We start from the raw sequence: 18,825 nt of genomic DNA on the forward strand, positions 1-18,825 counted from the left end.
CTGCCGCAGGCTGCGATAGCCATCACGGGCGCCGAACCTGGCGCCCGGCAAGTTCAGCGTCTGGGCAGTTCGATCTCTACCCGCAAGCCGCCCCACTCGCTTTCCCCCAGGTTCAGGGTTCCACCGCAGGCGTCGACGATGTCGCGCACGATGCCCAGGCCCAGCCCGTGGCCGTGGGTCTGTTCATCCAGGCGCGTGCCCCGGCCGAATACCTCATCGCGCCGCGCTTCGGGAATGCCCGGGCCGTCGTCGTCCACCGCCAGGCAGAAGCCCTGCGGCCGCTCTTCCACGCTCAGGCGCACCTGGGCATCCGCCCATTTGCAGGCGTTGTCCAGCAGGTTGCCCAAGAGCTCCAGCAGGTCTTCCCGGTCCCAGGGCAGGCGCAGCCCCGGTGGCGCCTGGTAGCTCAGTTCCAGGTGCAGGCCATGGATCATGTTCAAGGTCGCCAGGAGCCCCGGCAGCTCGGCATCGCACTCGAACAGCACCCCGGGCAGCGCATCCCCCGCCAGCCGCGCGCGGTTGAGTTCGCGATTGAGGCGCTGCTGCACCTGCTCCAACTGTTCCTGGAGCATCCTGCGCACCTCGGGGTGGCCGTCGAGCCTGGGGCTCGACGCCAGGCTCAGGAGCACCGCCAGCGGGGTCTTCAAGGCATGGCCCAGGTTGCCCAGGGCATTGCGGGAACGGTTGAGGCTGTCTTCGGTATGGGCCAGCAAGTGGTTGATCTGCGCCACCAGGGGCTCCAGTTCCACCGGCACCTGGGCATCCAGTTGCGAACGCTGGCCCTGTTGCAACTGGGCGATCTGCTCGCGGGCGGTCTCCAGCGGGCGCAGGGCGCGGCGCACGGTCAGGCGTTGCAGCAGCAGGATCAGCAGCAGCCCGGCCAGCCCCAGCCCGAGGCCGATCTGGCGCATGCGCTGGAAGCTTTCACGCACCGGGGTGTAGTCCTGGGCCACGCTGATGGAGATCGACTGCCCGAGGCGCTTGTAGTCGCTGCGCAGCACCAGCAGTTGCTGGCCCTCCGGCCCCAGTTGCAGGTTGCCCTGCAGGCCGGCGCGCTCCAGTTGCGGCAGTTCCTGGTCCCACAGTGAGCGCGAGCGCCAGTGCACATCGGCAAAATCGATACGGAAATAGTGCCCCGAAAACGGCCGCTGGTAGGCCGGCGACAGACGCCGTTCATCCAGCTGCAGCCCCTGAGGGCCGCGCACCAGGGCCAGCAGCAGGCTCTCGCTGTCGTTGCGCAGGCCGGCTTCCAGGTAGCGTTGCAAGCCCACCTCGAACAGCCAGAGGCTGGTCTGCGCCAGCACCAGCCCGACCACCACCATCACCGTGATCAGGCCCAGGCTCAGGCGGCGCTGGATCGATCTCACGAAGTGGTTCCGCCGAACAGATAACCCTGGCCGCGGCGGGTTTCGATCACACTGCGGCCCAGCTTGCGCCGCAGGTGGTTGACGTGAACTTCGAGGACGTTGGAATCGCGCTCGGTTTCACCGTCGTAGAGGTGTTCGGCCAGGTGGCTTTTGGAAAGGATCTGCTGCGGGTGCAGCATGAAATAGCGCAACAGGCGGAACTCCGCGGCGGTCAGCAAGACATCCTGGCCGTCGCGGACCACACATTGCCGGCCCTCGTCCAGGTGCAGCCCGGCGGCCTGCAGGGTCTGCTGGTTGGCCTGGCCATGGGAGCGGCGCAGCAGGGCCTGGACCCGCAGGTGCAGCTCTTCGGGATGGAACGGTTTGCTCAGGTAATCGTCGGCGCCGGCCTTGAGCCCCTCGATGCGCTCGGCCCAGGAGCCGCGGGCGGTGAGGACCAGCACCGGCGTTGCCAGGCCATCGGCGCGCCACTTTCGCAGCACCTCCAGGCCCGGCACCCCGGGCAGGCCGAGGTCGAGGATGATCAGGTCATAGGGTTCGCTGGCGCCCTGGTACAGCGCGTCGCGGCCGTCGGCCAGCCAGTCCACGGCGTAGCCCTGGCGGTTCAGGCCTTCAAGCAGTTCATCGGCCAGGGATACGTGGTCTTCCACCACAAGCAGGCGCATCAGTCGTCTTCCTCATCTTTCAACAAACGCCCGGTGGCGGCTTCCAGGTCCAGCTCGCGAACCACCCCGTCCACAGTCAACAGCTCGACTTCATAGATGTACACATCGTGCTTTTCTTCCAGCTCGGCCTCCAGCAGCTTGGCCCCGGGGTAACGGTCCATGGCCTGCTTGAGCAGTTGCTCCAGGGGCAGGATCACCCCTTGCTGGCGCAGGCGCAGGGCCTCGTCCTGGTCCAGGTCGCGGGCCATGGCCAGGGAGCAGAACAGCAGCAGCGCCAGGGCTGCACGGCTGCCGGCGGTGCGCAGAGTGCGGTTCATTAGGTGTCCTGATGATCCTTGAGTACCTGGCCGCTCACGGCGTCCAGTTCCAGGTCCCATTCCAGCCCCTGCGGGTCGCGCAGTTCAACCTGGTAGATGTACTTGCCGTACTCTTCTTCCAGCTCGGTTTCACTGATGCTCGCCCCAGGATGCCGGGACAGGGCCGTGGCATTGAGTTTTTCAAAGGACACAATGGTACCAGCGTCGCGCAGTCTCAGGGCTTCGTCCGGCCCCAGGTCGCGGGCGTGGGCCAGGCTGGCGGTCAGGGCGACAAGGCTGGCGCCGAACAGCGCGGCAAGGGTCTTCATGGCAGTTCTCCAAAGTCGGTGGCCAAAGGCCGATGCCGCAGACCATACCCAAGGCAACTTAATTGAAACTGAATGGCCAGCATGGGCCTGACACAGGTTTCACTCGGCCCACAGCCCCAGGTGTCTCTATACTCGGCGGCTGATTCAAGAGTGAGCCCGGTATGACCGCCATCCATATCAAGTTTCCCGCCCTGACCCTCAAGGCCGGCCCCCGCGCCCTGGCCCGCATCCGCCAGCAAGGCCTGCACCCCCGTGAAGTCGGCACCTTGCCCGGCGCCGCCGGCGGCCCCAAGGCCCTGGGCATCCAGGGCCTGGACCTGGCGCTGTTCGGTGAATGGCTGCCATCGGCGCCCCGGGAACGCTCGCTGATCGGCGCCTCGGTGGGTTCCTGGCGCTTCGCCAGCGCCTGCCTGCCGGACGCCGCCGAAGGCATCCGCCGCCTCGGCCAGTTGTACAACGCCCAGAGCTTTGCCAAGGGCGTGACCATGGCGCAGATCAGCCAGAGCTCCCGGCGCATGCTCGAGGACCTGCTGGAGGGCCGCGACGCTTCGATCCTCGACAACCCTCACTACCGGCTGAACATCATGGTGGTCAAAAGCCACGGCCTGCTCGCCGACGACCATCGCGGGCGCCTCGGCCTGGGGCTGTCCTCGGTGATCGCCGACAATCTGCGGGGCCGCGCGCGCCTGGCCCGGCACTTCGAGCGCCTGGTACTGCACGACCCGCGCCTGGCCCCGCCCTTGCACGCCCTGGAAGACTTCCCTTCGCGCTTCGTGCCCCTGGACCGCGGCAACCTGCGCCAGGCGCTGCTGGCCTCGGGCTCGATCCCCATGGTCATGCAGGGCGTGCGCGATCTGCCCGGCGCCGGGGCCGGCACCTTCCGCGACGGCGGCCTGCTGGACTACCACCTGGACCTGCCCTACAGCGGCAGCGACATCGTGCTCTACCCGCACTTCACCGACCGGGTGATCCCCGGCTGGTTCGACAAGATCCTGCCCTGGCGCCGGGCCAGCCCGGAGCGCCTGCGGGACGTCTTGCTGCTGGCGCCGTCGAAGGAATACCTGGCGCGCCTGCCCTACGGCAAACTGCCGGACCGCAACGACTTCAAGCGCTTCATGGGCGACGACGCCGGCCGGCAAAAATACTGGCGCAACGCCATGGACGAAAGCCGGCGCCTGGGCGACGAATTCCTCGAACTGGCGGCGCAGAATCGCCTGGGCGAACGCCTGCAAAGCCTGTGAGGCTGCCCCAGGCCGCGCACTGACCCTTTAGTCAGGGTTTTTCCGCAAGCGCCGGGGCAAGCTGATAAACTCGCCGCCTGCCTCAACTCGCCCCCGGGCGATAGCCATCTGACAGAGCTGACCGACACTGTGGAAATCTTCAAAGAATTTACCTTCGAATCCGCCCACCGCCTGCCTTTCGTGCCCGAGGGCCACAAGTGCGGCCGCCTCCATGGCCACTCGTTCAAGGTGGCGATCCACCTCAGTGGCGAGGTCGACGCACACACCGGCTGGATCCGCGACTTCTCGGAAATCAAGGCGATCTTCAAGCCGCTGTACGAGCGCCTGGACCACAACTACCTGAACGACATTCCCGGCCTGGAAAACCCCACCAGCGAAGTCCTGGCCAAATGGATCTGGAATGAGCTCAAGCCCCTGCTGCCGGAGCTGAGTGCGATCCGCATCCACGAAACCTGCACCAGCGGCTGCATCTACCGCGGCGAATAAGCCCGCCGAAGAAACCACCCCACGGGGTGGTTTTTTTATGCCTATGATTGCCCCACCCCGCCGTTACCCGAGCACTCGCGCCCATGCCGCCGACCATTCGCCCCGCTGCCCTGCCCGACCTCGCCGCCATCGAAGGCATCGCCAAGCGCGCCTATGCGCCCTATATCGCGCGGATCGGCCGGGAACCGGCGCCCATGCTCGAAGACTATTCGTGCCTGGTGCTGGCCCGGCAGGTCTGGGTCCTGGAGGAGCAGCAGGCAATCGCCGGTTTCGTTGTCCTGCTGGACGCCCATCAAGCCCTGCTGCTGGACAACCTGGCGGTCCACCCCGAGGCCCAGGGCCGGGGCCATGGCCGGCAACTGCTGGCCTTTGCCGAACAACAGGCCGTGGCCGCCGGTCACAGTTGCGTGCGCCTGTACACCAACGCAGCCATGAGCGAGAACATCGCCCTGTACAGCCGCCACGGCTACGTGGAAACCCACCGCGCCGTGGAGCACGGCCTGCACCGGGTGTACATGAGCAAGCCACTGGACTGAACCCAGGAGCCCTCTCCATGCCTCCACGTATCTACCTCGCCGGCTTCGATGTGTTTCGCGCCGACGCCCCGGCCCATGGCGAATACCTCAAGCAACTGTGCAGCGCCCAGGGCCTGCACGGCCTGTTTCCCCTGGATAACCAGGCGCCACCTCGCCTCACGCCAGAAGCCACCGCACAGTGGATCTACCGGCAGAACCTGCAGATGATCCGCGGCTGCGATGCATTGCTGGCCAACCTGAATGACTTTCGCGGCCTGGAGCCGGATTCCGGCACCGCCTTCGAAGTGGGCGCGGCGGTCGCCCTGGGCAAACCGGTGTGGGCCTACTTCGAAGGCCCCGCCACCCTGCGCCGGCAGGTGCCCCACGATCACGCCGGGCGCGACGCCCAGGGCTTTGCGGTGGAGGACTTCAACCTGCCGCGCAACCTGATGCTGGCCTGCAGCTGGAGCGGCCGCAGCAGCAGTGTGGAAGCCGCCATCTTCGACCTCGGGTGCTGGCTGAGCGCTTCCCCTCCATCGGGCTGAGATAGCCGGCAACGTCACTTTCTGCCGAAAACGACCACCCCGGACAAAAGCCTTGTCTTGTCGCGAAAGCCGATGTTATGTTTCTAACACGATATACAAAAATGAAAAACAAATAACATTTCCAGCGAACGCCCGGCGAGATGGTCATGGACAAGAACAGTTTCCAAGTCACCCTGGAACAGCAGTTTGCAAGCCTGACCCCCACCGGCAAGCGCATCGCCACCTACCTGCTGGCCAACCTCCAGCAGTTGCCCTTCGAGACCGCCGACAGCATCGCCCAGCAAGCCGGCACCACGGGAATTTCCGTGGGGCGCTTCCTGCGCTCGCTGGGCTATCGCAACCTGGATGACGTCAAGCAAGGCCTGCGCGGCGATGCCCCGGCCTCCTGGCTGATCACCGATCGGCTCGGCGCCTTTCGCAGCGAAGCCCATCAGGACGATGCCCTGGAGCGCTCGATGCATCGCGAGATCGAGGCCATCCAGCATGTCTATGGCCTGGCCCGCAGCCAGCCCTTCGCCGCCATCGTGCAACAGATCGTCGAGGCCGATGCGGTGTTCATCATCGGCATCCAGTCGACCCGGGGCATCCTCAACGCCTTCCACAGCCACCTGGAATACATCCGGCCCAAGGTCTACTACGTGGACGGGCTTTCAGGCATCTACGCCGAAACCCTGAACTCCGGCTTTGCCAAGCCCTACGCGATCATCTCCGACTTTCGCGCCTACTCCAGCATCACCCAGACCTTCTGCGAAGTGGCCAATGCCAACGCCCTGCCCCTGGCCCTGGTCACCGACCTGCAGTGCCCCTGGGCCCGGGACTACCCGCTGGACCTGCTGCAACTGAAAACCGATGTCGGCCAGTTCTGGGATTCCCTGGCGCCCCTGACCTGCCTGTTCAACCTGATGGTGTCCGCCGTGGCCGAGGGCTATGGCGAGCGCCTGGACCAGCGCCTGGCCAAGAACCGACAGTTGCAGGAAGCCTTCGGCCAGTTCGAGTCCTGACCTTCAAGCGTTAACCCAGATGGAGTGAGTGAGTGAACAACAGCCCCCTTGTCGAAATCGACGCCCAGCGCCATCAGCTTCAGATCGACCTGATCTACGCCAGCGCCGACAACCTGGCCGGCCAGGTGATCTATCGCAACGCCCGCTGTCTGCTGCACAAGGACGCCGCCGCCTGCCTGTACAAGGCCAGCCAGCTGGCACGCATGGCCGGCCTGGGCCTGCGCATCTACGACGCCTACCGCCCGGCCTACGCCCAGCACCTGCTGTGGCAGGCCCTGCCCAACCCGGACTACGTGCGCGACCCGCGCCTGGGCTCGCACCACACCCGGGGCGTGGCCGTGGACCTGACCCTGGTGGATGAAACCGGCGAGCCGCTGGACATGGGCACCGCCTTCGACGCCATGGAGCCCAAGTCGCACCAGTTCTACAGCGACCTGCCGCCCCAGGTGCAGCGCAACCGCCTGATGCTGCTGGGGATCATGCTCAGCGCCGGCTTCGAGGCGATCCCCACCGAGTGGTGGCACTACGAGCTGCCCAACGCCGAGGACTTTCCCCTGATCCAGGAGCACGACCAGCCCTTCGAACACTGATTTCCCGCTCCCCACCGGCCACAACAACAGGCAGCTAACTGCCCCAAGCCGGTCCTACTGCAACACTGCTTCAGCAACAACTGCCCGGTTATAGCTTTTATAAAAAACCTGACGAACTTCCCAACATCGAATGATCAAGGAAACCGGCATGACCCCTAACCGCAATCACCCTGATGTGCGTCTGTCCACCCGTGTCGCCCTGTCCCTGCTGTGCGCCGCCCTGAGCCTGGGCGCGTGGCAGGCAGCCAGCGCCGCCGCGCCCAAGGACACCCTGATGATCGGCAAGGCCGCCGACCCGCAGACCCTCGACCCCGCCGTGACCATCGACAACAACGACTGGGCCGTGACCTACCCGGCCTACCAGAAGCTGGTGACCTACAAGGTCGAGAACGGCAAGGGCAGCACCGAAGTCCAGGGCGACCTGGCCGAGAGCTGGAGCACCTCCGCCGACAACCTGACCTGGGATTTCAAGCTCAAGCCGGGCAACAAGTTCGACGACGGCAAGCCGGTGGACGCCGCCGCGGTGAAGTTCTCCTTCGACCGCCTGATGCAACTCAAGCAAGGCCCGTCCGGCGCCTTCCCGGATGACATGAGCGTGGCCGTGGTCGACCCGCTGACCGTGCGCTTCACCCTGAAGAAACCCTACGCGCCCTTCCTCTACACCCTGGCCCACAACGGCGGCGGCATCATCAACCCGGACGTGGCCAACAAGGGCGAGGACGTCAACGCCTACCTCTCGACCCACACCGCCGGCTCCGGGGCCTTCCGCCTGAGCAACTGGCAGAAGGGCCAGGCGCTGACGCTGGAACCCAACAGCTATTACGCCGGCCCCAAGCCGAGCCTGAACAAGGTGGTGATCAAGATCATCAGCGAGGCCTCTGTGCGCCGCCTGCAACTGGAACGCGGCGACCTGGACATCATCGAGGACATGCCCGAAGACCAGCTCGGCACCCTGGCCGGCAAGCCAGGCATCGTGATCCAGACCTTCCCCTCGCTGCGGGTCAACTACCTGTACCTGAACAACAAGCGTGCGCCCCTGGACAACGTCGAAGCGCGCCAGGCACTGGTCCAGGCCATCGACTACAAGGGCATCGTCGACGGCATCCTCAAGGGCCAGGCCAAGCTGATGAACGGGCCGATCCCCGACGGCATGTGGGCCCACGACCCGAGCCTGCCGCTGATGCAGCAGAACCTGGACGGCGCCAAGGCCAGCCTGGCCAAGGTCCCGCAGAAAATCAGCAACCTGACCTACCTCTACTCGGACAAGGACGCCAACTGGGAGTCCATCGGCCTGACCCTGCAAGCGGGCCTGGCGCCCCTGGGCATCAACCTGAAGATGGAGAAGCTGGCCAACGCCACCATGCGTGAACGGGTGGGCAAGGGCGACTACGACGTGGCCATCGGCTCCTGGAGCCCGGACTTCGCCGACCCCTACATGTTCATGAACTTCTGGTTCGACTCCAGCCTGCAGGGCTTGCCGGGCAACCGCTCGTTCTACAGCAACCCCGAGGTGGACAGCCTGATCCGCGAGGCGGCGGCCACCAACGACACCGCCAAGCGCATCGAGCTGTACCAGAAGGCGCAGAAGATCGTCCTCAAGGACAACGTCTACGCCTACCTGTACCAGAAGAACTACAGCCTGCCGATGCGCGATTCGGTGAAGGGCTACGTGTTCCACCCGATGCTGGAACAGGTGTTCAACATCGCTGAAATCAGCAAGTAGGACCGGCCCTGCGTTCCCCGTCGCCGGCCCCTGAAACGGGGTGGTGCCGGGTTGCCGTGTCCCCGGCGAGGGGCCGTCGTGCCCCCTGCCGTTCGTCAAGCGTTAACGAGGTTGCCTCATGGCCTTCCTGAATATGTTGCGCAAACGCCTGCTCGGCCTGTTGCTGGTCGTGGTCGGGGTTTCGCTGATTACCTTCACCATCTCGCACCTGATTCCCGGTGACCCGGCGCGGCTGATCGCCGGCGACCGGGCCAGCGATGCCATCGTGCAGAACATCCGCCACCAGCTGGGCCTGGACCTGCCGCTGTACCAGCAGTACGGGCGCTACATGCTCGACCTGCTGCACGGCGACCTGGGCACCTCGATCCGCACCAGCCGCCCGGTGCTGGAGGACCTGCAGAGCTTCTTCCCGGCAACCCTGGAGCTGGCCCTGGCCGCCCTGCTGCTGTCGGTGCTGGTGGGGGTGCCGCTGGGGGTGCTGTCGGCGGTCTATCACAACCGCTTCATCGACCAGATCGCCCGCACCCTGGCGGTCACCGGCATTTCCACCCCGGCGTTCTGGCTGGGGCTGGGGCTGATCGTGCTGTTCTACGGCCACCTCGGCTGGCTGCCCGGCAGCGGGCGCCTGGACGAAGGCCTGGAGCCGCCGCCCACGGTCAGCGGCTTCTACCTGATCGACTCGCTGCTGGCAGGGGACATCCCACTGTTCCTCAATGCCCTGCAGCACCTGATCCTGCCGGCAGTGACCCTGGGCTTCGTCAACCTCGGGGTGGTGGCGCGGCAGATCCGCTCGGCCATGCTCGACCAACTGGGCGAAGACTACATCCGCACCGCCCGGGCCTACGGCCTGTCGCGCTGGGCGGTGATCCTGCGCCACGCCCTGCCCAACGCCCTGATCCCCTCGGTGACGGTGCTCGGCCTGACCCTGGGCGATTTGCTGTACGGCGCGGTACTGACCGAGACGGTATTCGCCTGGCCGGGGATGGGCGCCTACGTGGTGAAGTCGATCCAGGCCCTGGATTTCCCGGCGGTGATGGGCTTCGCGATCCTGGTGTCGTTCATTTATGTGCTGCTGAACATGGCGATCGACCTGCTGTACCGGGTGATCGATCCGCGCATTGGCGAGGTAAGTTGAGATGTCCGCTCCCTTGAACATTCCCCTGCCACAACCCACCGCCCAGGCCAGCGGCTGGCGCACCCGCCTGGCCTACCTGGGCTACCGCGTGCGGCAAAGCCCGCTGACCATCGCCGGGCTGTGCATGACCCTGCTGGTGCTGCTGTGCATGGCCTTCGCCCCCTGGCTGTCGAGCCATGATCCCAATGCCCTGAACCTGGCCCAGCGCCTGGCCGCTCCCAGCGCCGCCCATTGGTTCGGCACCGACGAAGTGGGCCGCGACCTGTTCAGCCGGGTGCTCCACGGCAGCCGCCAGTCGGTGGGCGTGGGCCTGTTCGTGGCCTTCGCCTCGTGCCTGGCCGGGGGCCTGTTGGGCTGCCTGTCGGGGATCATCGGCGGGCGCTTCGACAGCCTGATCATGCGCCTGATGGACATCATGCTCTCGGTGCCATCGCTGGTGCTGATCATGGCCCTGGCCGCCGCCCTGGGCCCGAGCCTGTTCAACGCCATGCTGGCGATCACCCTGGTGCGCATTCCGTTCTATGTGCGCCTGGCCCGGGGCCAGGCCCTTAGCATCCGCCAGATGGGCTACGTCAAGGCGGCCCAGACCTACGGCGCCGGGCGCTGGCACATCGTCAGCTGGCACGTGGGGCGCAACGCCATGCCGCCGTTGCTGGTGCAACTGAGCCTGGACATCGGCAGCGCCATCCTCATGGCCTCGGCCCTGGGCTTCATTGGCCTGGGTGCGCAGCAGCCCACCGCCGAATGGGGGGCGATGGTGGCCACCGGGCGCAACTTCATCCTCGACAACTGGTGGTACTCGACCTTTCCCGGGCTGGCGATCCTGTTCACCGCCACCGGTTTCAACCTGCTGGGTGACGGCATCCGTGACCTGCTCGACCCACGGCAACAGGGGAAATGACCATGAGCTCATCCGCCGTTCTCAACATCGACAACCTGAGCCTGGAATTCCCCGCCTACCGCAGCAATGTGCAGGCCCTCAACGGCGTGTCGCTGCACGTCAACCCGGGGGAAATCGTCGGCGTGGTCGGCGAATCCGGCTCGGGCAAGTCGGTGACCGCCATGCTCAGCCTGCGGCTGCTGCCCGAGCGCAGCTACCGCATCACCTCCGGCAGCCTGAGCCTGCTGGGCCGCGACATGCTCGCCACCCCGGAAAAACAGCTGCTGCAGATCCGCGGCCGCGATGCGGCGATGATCTTCCAGGAGCCGATGACCGCGCTCAACCCGACCCGGCGCATCGGCCGGCAGATGCTCGACGTGATCATCCATCACCAGCGCCTGAGCCAGGAACAGGCCCGGGCCAAGGCCATCGACCTGCTGCGCGACATGCACATCGCCGACCCCGAGCAGGTGCTGCAGGCCTACCCCTTCGAGCTGTCCGGTGGCATGCGCCAGCGGGTGATGATCGCCCTGGCGTTTTCCTGCGACCCGCAGTTGCTGATCGCCGATGAACCCACCACCGCCCTGGACGTCACCGTGCAGCGCCAGGTGCTGCTGTTGCTGCGCGAGAAAGCCCGGCAACGGGGCACCGCGATCCTCCTGATCACCCACGACATGGCGGTGGTCTCGCAGTTCTGCGACCGGGTCTATGTGATGTACACCGGCGCCGTGGTGGAGCAAGGCAGTACTGCCCAGGTCATGCTTGACCCGCAGCACCCCTACACCCGCGGCCTGCTCAGCGGCCTGCCGGAGCAAGTGCGCCCCGGCGAGCCGCTGCTGACCATTCCCGGGCAGGTGCCCAACCTTGCCCACCTGCCCGGCGGCTGCACCTTCCGCGAGCGCTGCAGCCAGGCCATGGCGGTGTGTGCCCAACGGCCGCCGCTGCATTCGATCAACGCCAGCCAGCAGCACAAGAGCGCCTGCTGGCTGGCTGCCCCGGAGTCCGCCCAATGAATGCTTCACAACCCCGGGCCGGCAGCGAGCCGCTGCTGCGCCTCAACGATGTACAGGTGCGCTTTCCCCTGAGCAACGACTGGCTGGGCCGGCCGCGGGCCTTCGCCCATGCCCTGAACGGCATCGACCTGGAACTGCGCCCCGGGGAAACCCTGGGCATCGTCGGCGAATCCGGCTGCGGCAAGAGCACCCTGGCGCAACTGCTCATGGGCCTGGTCAAGCCCAGCAGCGGCGACCTGCGCTGGGCCTACGCCAGCGACCGCGAGCGCCACAGCCACGTGCAGATCGTGTTCCAGGACCCGCAATCGTCCCTCGACCCGCGCCTGCCGATCTGGAAGATCATCACCGAGCCGCTGTTCGCCCTGGGCAACACCCCGGTGGCGCAGATGCGCGAAATCGCCGCCAAGGTGGCGCAGCAGGTAGGCATCCGCGGCGAATACCTGGAGCGCTACCCGCACCAGTTCTCCGGCGGCCAACGCCAGCGCATCGCCATTGCCCGGGCCCTGGCGTCGAACCCGGACATCATCGTCCTCGACGAGCCGACCTCGGCCCTGGACATCTCGGTGCAGGCGCAGATCCTCAACCTGCTGGCGGACCTGCAACGCAGCCGCGGCCTGACCTTCGTGCTGATCTCCCACAACGTCTCGGTGGTCCGGCACATGGCCGACCGGGTGGCAGTGATGTACCTGGGGCAGATCGTGGAGCTGGGCAGCGCCGAACAGGTGCTGGAGCGCCCGCGCCACCCTTACACCCAATTACTGCTGGATGCGGTGCCGCGCCTGGGCGCGCCGCTGGCGGACAGCCAGCTCTCGGCGCCCACCGAACTGCCGGGCAACCGCAAGCTGCCCGCCGGCTGTTTCTTCCTCGACCGCTGCAGCCGCCGCGGCCCGGGCTGCGAGCTGCCGCAACAGCTGCTGGGCGATGCGACGCAGCAAGTGCGTTGCCATCGGCAACAGCTCACCGGGTGATCCCACCGCGCCACGCCGCCGGCCACGGCGTGGTGCTTGCTCCCGGCGCGCCCAGGGCTTAAAACAAGCGCCTTCTCTCTGACGTTGCAGGAACCTCTCTCATGGAAAGCAGCTGGCTGACCCACGCCAAACGCCTGCAAGCCATCGCCTCCACCGGCCTGCATTTTTGCCGCGACGTGCATGATCGCGAGCGCTACCAGGAAGTCGCCGAGATCGCCCACGACATGCTCGCGCAGCTGGGCAACGTGCCCCTGGAACGCATCAACGAACTGGTCTCGGACTTCGCCCAGCGCTACTCGACGCCGATGGTGGAAGTGCGCGGCGCGCTGATCGAGGACGGCAAGATCCTGCTGGTGCGCGAGCAGCACGACGGCCTCTGGGCCCTGCCCGGGGGCTACGCCGATGTGGGCCTGTCGGCGGCGCAGAACATCATCAAGGAAATCCACGAAGAAGCCGGGCTGCAGGTTTCGGTGCGCCAGCTGTATGGCCTGCGGCACAAGGCCAAGGGGCCCTACAAGCCCGACCACCGGGACTTCTACAAGCTCTACTTCCTCTGCGAACGGCAAGACGCCGAGGCCCCGATGGCCGGCAGCGAAACCAGCGACGCGGCGTTCTTCGCCCCGGACCAGTTGCCGCCGCTGTCCCTGGGACGCACCGTGGAACGGGATATCCAGGAGGCCTTCGACTTCCACGAAGGCCGGCGCAGCGTGGCCCTCTTCGACTGAGCGTGACGGCGCCGATGTAAAGCACCCTTGACATGAAAAAGCGCCCCGCCTAATGTAAAGGACACTTTACTAAAAGGAGATCGCCCATGGGCACCAAACGCTATTTCAGGGAATTCGGCCTGGCCTTGCTGGCCTACATCGCTTGCGTGCTGCTGAGCAGCCACTGGCTGGCGGACATGAACCCGGGCCCGGGCAAGATCGCCCTGGCCCTGGTGCCGGTGATCCCCATGGTGGCCATGGCCCTGGCGGTGATGCGCCAGTTGCGACGCATGGACGAACTGGCCCGGCGCATCCAGCTCGAAGCCCTGGGCCTGTCCTTTGTCTGCACCGCGCTGATCACCTTCAGCTACGGCTTCCTGGAAACCGCCGGCCTGCCCCGGCTCTCGATGTTCTACGTATGGCCCGTGATGGGCCTGGTCTGGGCCCTGGCCACGGTGGCTGGCGTGCGGCGCTACCGATGAACAACCAACTGCGCGAACTGCGCACCCGGCAAGGCTGGTCCCAGGCCGAACTGGCCACCCGCCTCGAGGTGTCACGGCAGACGGTGAATGCCATCGAGACCGGGCGCTACGACCCCAGCCTGCCCCTGGCGTTCAAGATTGCCCGGGCCTTCCAGCTGCCCATCGAAAGCATTTTCAGCCCCGACGAGGACTGAACCGCCGGTGAACCAATCTGGCCCAAGGGTGCACCGCTTTCGCCCCCGGGCCACAGGCACCCGGTGCAGGGGCACGGGCATCGGCTATAACTGCTGGGGCGCCCTGCCCTGCCGTCAAGGATTGGCACGGCGCCTGCAACAGCGTGGCATCACTGCGACCAGGGACAGGCCCATGACCCAGCACGAACCCGGCAACGACTACCCCTTGAGCGAAGTTCCGCAGCACGCCCGCAAGGGCCTGGCCTCCATGGCCATGGTGCTGCTGGGCTTCACCTTCTTCACTGCCACCATGTTCGCCGGCGGCAAGCTGGGGGTGGCCTTCGACTTCACCACCCTGCTGGTGGTGATCCTCGTCGGCAACCTGCTGCTGGGGATCTACGCCGCCAGCCTCGGCTACATCGCCTTCAAGAGCGGGCTGAACACGGTGCTGATGGGGCGCTTCTGCTTCGGCGAACGGGGCAGCAAGCTCAGCGACCTGATCCTGGGTTTCACCCAGATCGGCTGGTACGCCTGGGGCACCGCCACCGCCGCGGTGGTGCTGGGCAAGTATTTCCAGCTGGATCCGGGTGCGGTACTGGGGCTGATGCTGCTGTTCGGCATGGCCTTCTGCGCCACCGCCTACATCGGTTATCGCGGCCTGGAGATCCTGTCCTGGATCGCGGTGCCGGCCATGGGCCTGCTGTTGCTGCTGTCGATGTGGGTGGCCACCCGGCAGATCGGCGGCCTCGACGGTTTGCTGGGGGTCACGCCTAGCGACAGCCTGGACCTCTCCAGCGCCATCACCCTGGTGTTCGGCACCTTCGTCAGCGGCGCCACCCAGGCCACCAACTGGACCCGATTTTCCCGCTCGGCGCGGGTGGCGGTGAGCGCCAGCCTGATCGGCTTCTTTATCGGCAACGGCCTGATGGTGCTGATCGGTGCCTACGGCGCCATCGTCTACCAGCAGCCGGACGTGGTCGAAGTGCTGCTGCTCCAGGGTTTTGCCATGGCGGCCATGGCCATGCTGCTGTTGAACATCTGGAGCACCCAGGACAACACCATCTACAACTTCGCCGTGGCCGGCTGCAACCTGTTGCGCACCGACCGGCGCAAGACCGTGACCCTGGTGGGCGCGCTGATCGGCACCCTGCTGGCGATGCTCGGCATGTACGACCTGCTGGTGCCCTACCTGATACTGTTGGGCACGGTGATTCCGCCGATTGGCGGGGTGATCATGGCGGACTTCTTCTACCGCTGGCGCGGCCGCTACCCGCGCCTGGCCGACAGCCAGTTGCCGGCCTGGAACTGGCCGGGCCTGGCCGCCTATGGCCTGGGCACCCTGGCGGCCTTCTGCTCGCCCTGGGTCGCGCCGTTGGTGGGCATCGGCGTAGCAAGCCTGAGCTATGTCCTGCTCAGCGCCTGGCTCGGCGCCCGCACCAGCGCCACCCTCGACGCCCGGGCCTGAACCCGGGCCTTGCCCTCCCGGCGCGTTCCGGGTCTATCATGACCCGCCCCGAACCACCTGCCTGCTTCGACCGGTACCGGTTGAAGCACAGCCCAATGACCGAGGGACAAGGGCCGCCGCCCGGATCCCACGGCTGAACCGCTGATTGCCCGACCCGAGGAACCGCTCCGATGCTGATCACCAACGCCCGCCTGCGCCACCGTGAAGGCCTGCACCAACTGCACCTGGAAAACGGCCGCATCGCCCGCATCGTCCAGCAGGGCCCGGACGCCCCCACCGCCGCGCCGGCCTTCGGCCCCGAGCACCTGGATGCCGGTGGCAACCTGGTGGTGCCGCCCTTCGTCGAACCGCACATTCACCTGGACGCCACCCTCACCGCGGGCGAGCCGCGCTGGAACATGAGCGGCACCCTGTTCGAAGGCATCGAGTGCTGGGGCGAACGCAAGGCCACCATCACCGCCGAAGACACCCGCGCCCGCGCCCACAAGACCATCCGCGCCCTGGCCGCCCACGGCATCCAGCATGTACGCACCCATGTCGACGTCACCGACCCGGACCTCACCGCCCTCAAGGCCATGCTCGAAGTGCGCGAGCAAAGCGCGCACCTGATCGACCTGCAGATCGTCGCCTTCCCCCAGGAAGGCATCGAATCGTTCCGCAACGGCCGCGAGCTGATGGAAGAGGCCATTGGCCTGGGCGCCGATGTGGTGGGCGGTATTCCGCACTTCGAATACACCCGGGACCAGGGCGTGAGCTCGGTGAAGTTCCTCATGGACCTGGCCGAACGCAGCGGGTGCCTGGTGGACGTGCACTGCGACGAAACCGATGACCCGCATTCGCGCTTTCTTGAAGTGCTGGCCGAAGAAGCGCGCAGCCGGGGCATGGGCTCCCGGGTCACCGCCAGCCACACCACCGCCATGGGCTCTTACGACAACGCCTACTGCGCCAAGCTGTTCCGCCTGCTGGGGCATTCGGGCATCAGCTTCGTCTCCTGCCCCACCGAAAGCATCCACCTGCAGGGGCGCTTCGACAGCTTCCCGAAACGCCGCGGCGTGACCCGGGTCAATGAGCTGCTGGAGGCCGGGATGAACGTGTGCTTCGGCCAGGACTCGATTGTCGACCCCTGGTACCCCCTGGGTAACGGCAACATCCTGCGGGTACTGGAAGCCGGCCTGCACATCTGCCACATGCTCGGCTACCGCAACTTGCAGAACGCCCTCGACCTGGTCACCGACAACAGCGCCAAGGCCCTGGCCCTGGGCGAGCGCTACGGCATCGAAGAAGGTCGCCCGGCGAACCTGCTGATCCTGTCTGCCGACAGCGATTACGAAATGATCCGCAGCCAGGGCCTGGCGCTGTACTCCATCCGCCACGGCAAAGTGCTGATGCAACGGCAGATGGCCCAGGTGCAACTGGCCGGCGACTGACCCGTGGCGATGCTTACTTGACCCGAAACGGCTGGGCCCCCATGAACGCCAGCGGCAACAGCGGCAGGGCGAGGATCGTCAATACACCGTCTGCGGTGAGGGTAACCGGCGTCAGCAACACCTGGCCGACCTTGCTCTTCTCCCGGTACGCCGAGAAATTCAGGGTGTAGGTGCTGTTCAACGCGTTGGCCGGATAGGCGCTGATATCCCGCTTGGACTCAAAGCGGCTGCCGCGAATGGCATAGCGGTGCAACAGGGCGTTTTGCGACCTTGCAACAACGAAGCCCAAAGCCTGGGCTGCATCGATCTGCTGGGCGTCGAGCTGGTCCAGCCCGGGTATCCTCAGGACCAGCTCACCCTCCAGGTTCTGCCACGCATTGACGAGGATCTGCGAAAACTCGGCCTGCATTTTCCCATGCAGGTCCGACTTGATGGCCTTCAGCAACTCAGGATCGACCATCACGAAGTAGTGATACTGCTTGCCAAGAATGACGAAGCTCTTCGCGTCCGCCGTGATGTAGAACTGGCTGACGGTTTCCGTATAGACCTCATTGCTGGCCCGGCTTTCGTACAGCCTGCTGGTCAGACAGCCGCCAAGGCTGCCAGCGACCGCAGCCCCCAGGGCCATAACCGTGCCTTTGAGCAAAGCTCGGCGAGGCGTTCTTTTTTGCATGTCGAGTCCTTTCGGTAAATGTGGGCTGTATCGAGCGACCAGCCGCAACTGCCGCCACGCTATAGAAACTCCAGCCGTTTTGCACTCCGCCACCGCGACTCCGGCGTCCTCACTCAGCCAGTGCCAGCGCCGTGCCGAACAGGCTCACCCGGGTCAACACCCCGTCGGTCTCTTGCAACATCAAGGGCGCGGTGCCGCCCGGCATCAGCACTTCGACCCGTCCGGCCTTGACCCAGCCCACCCGCCACGCCGCGCTGGCCACGGCGCTGGCGCTGGTGCCCGAAGAGGCGGTCGGCCCTTCGCCGCGTTCGAACACCCGGGCGACGATGCGCTGCGCCGATTCCCGCGCCGCCCATTGCAGGTTGACCCCCGCCGGGCAGGGTTCGCCGCTGCCCAGGGGCAAGGCAAAAGCAGTGGCCGTCAGCCCTTCGGCCAGTGGCGCTTCGAGCATCTGCGGGTTGCCGGGCAAGGCCTCGGCATCCTCCAGCAGGGTCACGCAGTGCGGGTTGCCGATGCGCACGAACTGGCTGTGCTCCCACCGCGGGTCGAGTGCCTGCAACGGTGCCACCCGGCTCAGCTCGCGACCGTTCAAGGTCACCGCCTCGACGCCAATGGCGGCCACCGCCTCGGGCCCGAAGGACGGCTGGCCGAGGTCCAGCCAGAACCCTGGCACCCCCGCCACCCGGGCCGGCTCCACCACGGTGGCCACCGGCGAGGTACCGGTGGGCTGGTCATGGTGCACCTGCAACAGGGTTGGCCCCTGCTCGGCCAGCAACCCCTGCTCGGCCAGGGCCTGGGAAAAGATCGTCAAACCATTGCCACTGCGCTCGGCCAGGGTGCCGTCGGTGTTGACGATCAGCAGATCGAAGGGCGCCACGTCCTGGAACGGCCCCACCAGCAGACCGTCGCTACGGTGGGCCTTGGCCCCCGGCGGGCGGGTGCCCGGAGCCCAGTCACAGAGGGCGGCGATGGCCTGCTCGCTCCACAAGCGCCGGTCCCGCGCGGCCTGCGCGGCGCTGCCGGGCAAGGCGACCCCCAGGCTGCGCAACCGCGCGGGTGTCACCACCCCATAGATGTTGCCCCGTGCATCGTAGAACGCCGCCATCACACCGCCTCCTGGAAAACCGAGCCGCTGACATTACGGAGA

22 protein-coding genes are annotated in these 18,825 nt (G+C 66.3%); 16 read left to right on the plus strand and 6 right to left on the minus strand.

Annotated elements, in window-relative coordinates; translation table 11 throughout:
* Positions 1–53: 53 nt before the first annotated feature.
* From KI242_RS20980 to KI242_RS20995, 4 genes are read right to left on the minus strand one after another with little or no spacing between them, the layout of a single operon-like run.
* The gene (locus KI242_RS20980) at positions 54–1,367 is read right to left on the minus strand and encodes a sensor histidine kinase (protein WP_212805536.1); all 1,314 of its coding nucleotides are present in this window, start codon (positions 1,365–1,367) and stop codon (positions 54–56) included.
* Entirely contained in the window at positions 1,364–2,032 is a 669-nt protein-coding gene (locus KI242_RS20985; RefSeq protein ID WP_041119167.1) for a response regulator transcription factor, read from the minus strand. Before KI242_RS20985 ends, KI242_RS20980 begins: the two co-directional genes overlap by 4 nt.
* Positions 2,032–2,349, minus strand: a complete 318-nt coding sequence (locus tag KI242_RS20990) for a PepSY domain-containing protein (RefSeq protein WP_011062300.1) — start codon at positions 2,347–2,349, stop codon at positions 2,032–2,034. The genes KI242_RS20985 and KI242_RS20990 overlap by 1 nt, the downstream gene beginning before the upstream one ends.
* Positions 2,349–2,657 carry a PepSY domain-containing protein gene (locus KI242_RS20995; protein WP_011062301.1) on the minus strand — a complete coding sequence of 103 codons (309 nt, stop codon included), beginning with the start codon at positions 2,655–2,657 and terminating at the stop codon, positions 2,349–2,351. Before KI242_RS20995 ends, KI242_RS20990 begins: the two co-directional genes overlap by 1 nt.
* A 161-nt stretch (positions 2,658–2,818) precedes the next feature.
* On the opposite strand from KI242_RS20995, the gene KI242_RS21000 reads away from it, so the two are divergent.
* The 16 genes from KI242_RS21000 to codA all read left to right on the plus strand — a co-directional run bounded on the left by KI242_RS21000 (position 2,819) and on the right by codA (position 17,005).
* Positions 2,819–3,898 (plus strand): patatin-like phospholipase family protein, encoded by a 1,080-nt coding sequence (locus tag KI242_RS21000; RefSeq protein ID WP_212805537.1) that lies wholly within the window; start codon positions 2,819–2,821, stop codon positions 3,896–3,898.
* A 129-nt stretch (positions 3,899–4,027) separates the two neighbouring features.
* Entirely contained in the window at positions 4,028–4,384 is a 357-nt protein-coding gene (gene queD, locus KI242_RS21005) for a 6-carboxytetrahydropterin synthase QueD (protein WP_011062303.1), read from the plus strand.
* Between the two features lie 83 nt (positions 4,385–4,467).
* Positions 4,468–4,920 (plus strand): GNAT family N-acetyltransferase, encoded by a 453-nt coding sequence (locus KI242_RS21010; protein WP_015636367.1) that lies wholly within the window; start codon positions 4,468–4,470, stop codon positions 4,918–4,920.
* A 17-nt stretch (positions 4,921–4,937) separates the two neighbouring features.
* Positions 4,938–5,444 (plus strand): nucleoside 2-deoxyribosyltransferase, encoded by a 507-nt coding sequence (locus KI242_RS21015; protein ID WP_011062305.1) that lies wholly within the window; start codon positions 4,938–4,940, stop codon positions 5,442–5,444.
* Positions 5,445–5,584: 140 nt separating this feature from the next.
* Entirely contained in the window at positions 5,585–6,445 is an 861-nt protein-coding gene (locus KI242_RS21020; RefSeq protein WP_015636369.1) for a MurR/RpiR family transcriptional regulator, read from the plus strand.
* Between the two features lie 32 nt (positions 6,446–6,477).
* On the plus strand, positions 6,478–7,035 hold the full coding sequence (ddpX, locus tag KI242_RS21025; RefSeq protein ID WP_015636370.1) for a D-alanyl-D-alanine dipeptidase: 558 nt from the start codon (positions 6,478–6,480) through the stop codon (positions 7,033–7,035).
* 148 nt (positions 7,036–7,183) lie between these two features.
* Positions 7,184–8,758: an ABC transporter substrate-binding protein gene (locus KI242_RS21030; protein ID WP_019095855.1), complete on the plus strand. Its 1,575-nt coding sequence runs from the start codon at positions 7,184–7,186 to the stop codon at positions 8,756–8,758.
* Positions 8,759–8,876: 118 nt separating this feature from the next.
* On the plus strand, positions 8,877–9,893 hold the full coding sequence (locus tag KI242_RS21035; protein WP_011062309.1) for an ABC transporter permease: 1,017 nt from the start codon (positions 8,877–8,879) through the stop codon (positions 9,891–9,893).
* A 1-nt stretch (position 9,894) separates the two neighbouring features.
* Positions 9,895–10,794 (plus strand): D,D-dipeptide ABC transporter permease, encoded by a 900-nt coding sequence (ddpC, locus tag KI242_RS21040; protein WP_015636372.1) that lies wholly within the window; start codon positions 9,895–9,897, stop codon positions 10,792–10,794.
* Complete coding sequence (locus KI242_RS21045) at positions 10,791–11,786, plus strand: ABC transporter ATP-binding protein (RefSeq protein WP_011062311.1); 996 nt, start codon at positions 10,791–10,793, stop codon at positions 11,784–11,786. The genes ddpC and KI242_RS21045 overlap by 4 nt, the downstream gene beginning before the upstream one ends.
* Complete coding sequence (locus KI242_RS21050; RefSeq protein WP_077934521.1) at positions 11,783–12,754, plus strand: oligopeptide/dipeptide ABC transporter ATP-binding protein; 972 nt, start codon at positions 11,783–11,785, stop codon at positions 12,752–12,754. Before KI242_RS21045 ends, KI242_RS21050 begins: the two co-directional genes overlap by 4 nt.
* A gap of 101 nt (positions 12,755–12,855) precedes the next feature.
* The gene (locus tag KI242_RS21055; RefSeq protein WP_053159526.1) at positions 12,856–13,479 is read left to right on the plus strand and encodes an NUDIX hydrolase; all 624 of its coding nucleotides are present in this window, start codon (positions 12,856–12,858) and stop codon (positions 13,477–13,479) included.
* Between the two features lie 86 nt (positions 13,480–13,565).
* Positions 13,566–13,940, plus strand: coding sequence for a hypothetical protein (locus KI242_RS21060; RefSeq protein WP_015636376.1), 375 nt, complete (start codon positions 13,566–13,568; stop codon positions 13,938–13,940).
* A complete protein-coding gene (locus KI242_RS21065; RefSeq protein ID WP_015636377.1) occupies positions 13,937–14,134 on the plus strand; it encodes a helix-turn-helix transcriptional regulator in 198 nt (65 codons plus the stop codon). Before KI242_RS21060 ends, KI242_RS21065 begins: the two co-directional genes overlap by 4 nt.
* A gap of 172 nt (positions 14,135–14,306) precedes the next feature.
* Positions 14,307–15,578, plus strand: a complete 1,272-nt coding sequence (gene codB / locus KI242_RS21070) for a cytosine permease (protein WP_053159528.1) — start codon at positions 14,307–14,309, stop codon at positions 15,576–15,578.
* Between the two features lie 170 nt (positions 15,579–15,748).
* The gene (gene codA / locus KI242_RS21075) at positions 15,749–17,005 is read left to right on the plus strand and encodes a cytosine deaminase (protein WP_053152795.1); all 1,257 of its coding nucleotides are present in this window, start codon (positions 15,749–15,751) and stop codon (positions 17,003–17,005) included.
* Positions 17,006–17,018: 13 nt separating this feature from the next.
* Here codA and KI242_RS21080 read toward each other — a convergent pair whose 3' ends face one another.
* Together KI242_RS21080 and KI242_RS21085 are read right to left on the minus strand one after the other, a co-directional pair.
* Positions 17,019–17,633, minus strand: coding sequence for a hypothetical protein (locus tag KI242_RS21080; protein WP_041752426.1), 615 nt, complete (start codon positions 17,631–17,633; stop codon positions 17,019–17,021).
* 154 nt (positions 17,634–17,787) lie between these two features.
* The gene (locus KI242_RS21085) at positions 17,788–18,783 is read right to left on the minus strand and encodes a DeoR family transcriptional regulator (protein ID WP_053152801.1); all 996 of its coding nucleotides are present in this window, start codon (positions 18,781–18,783) and stop codon (positions 17,788–17,790) included.
* Between the last annotated feature and the right edge of the window lie 42 nt (positions 18,784–18,825).

It is taken from the genome of Pseudomonas sp. Eqa60, assembly GCF_018326405.1.
GTDB lineage: Bacteria > Pseudomonadota > Gammaproteobacteria > Pseudomonadales > Pseudomonadaceae > Aquipseudomonas > Aquipseudomonas protegens.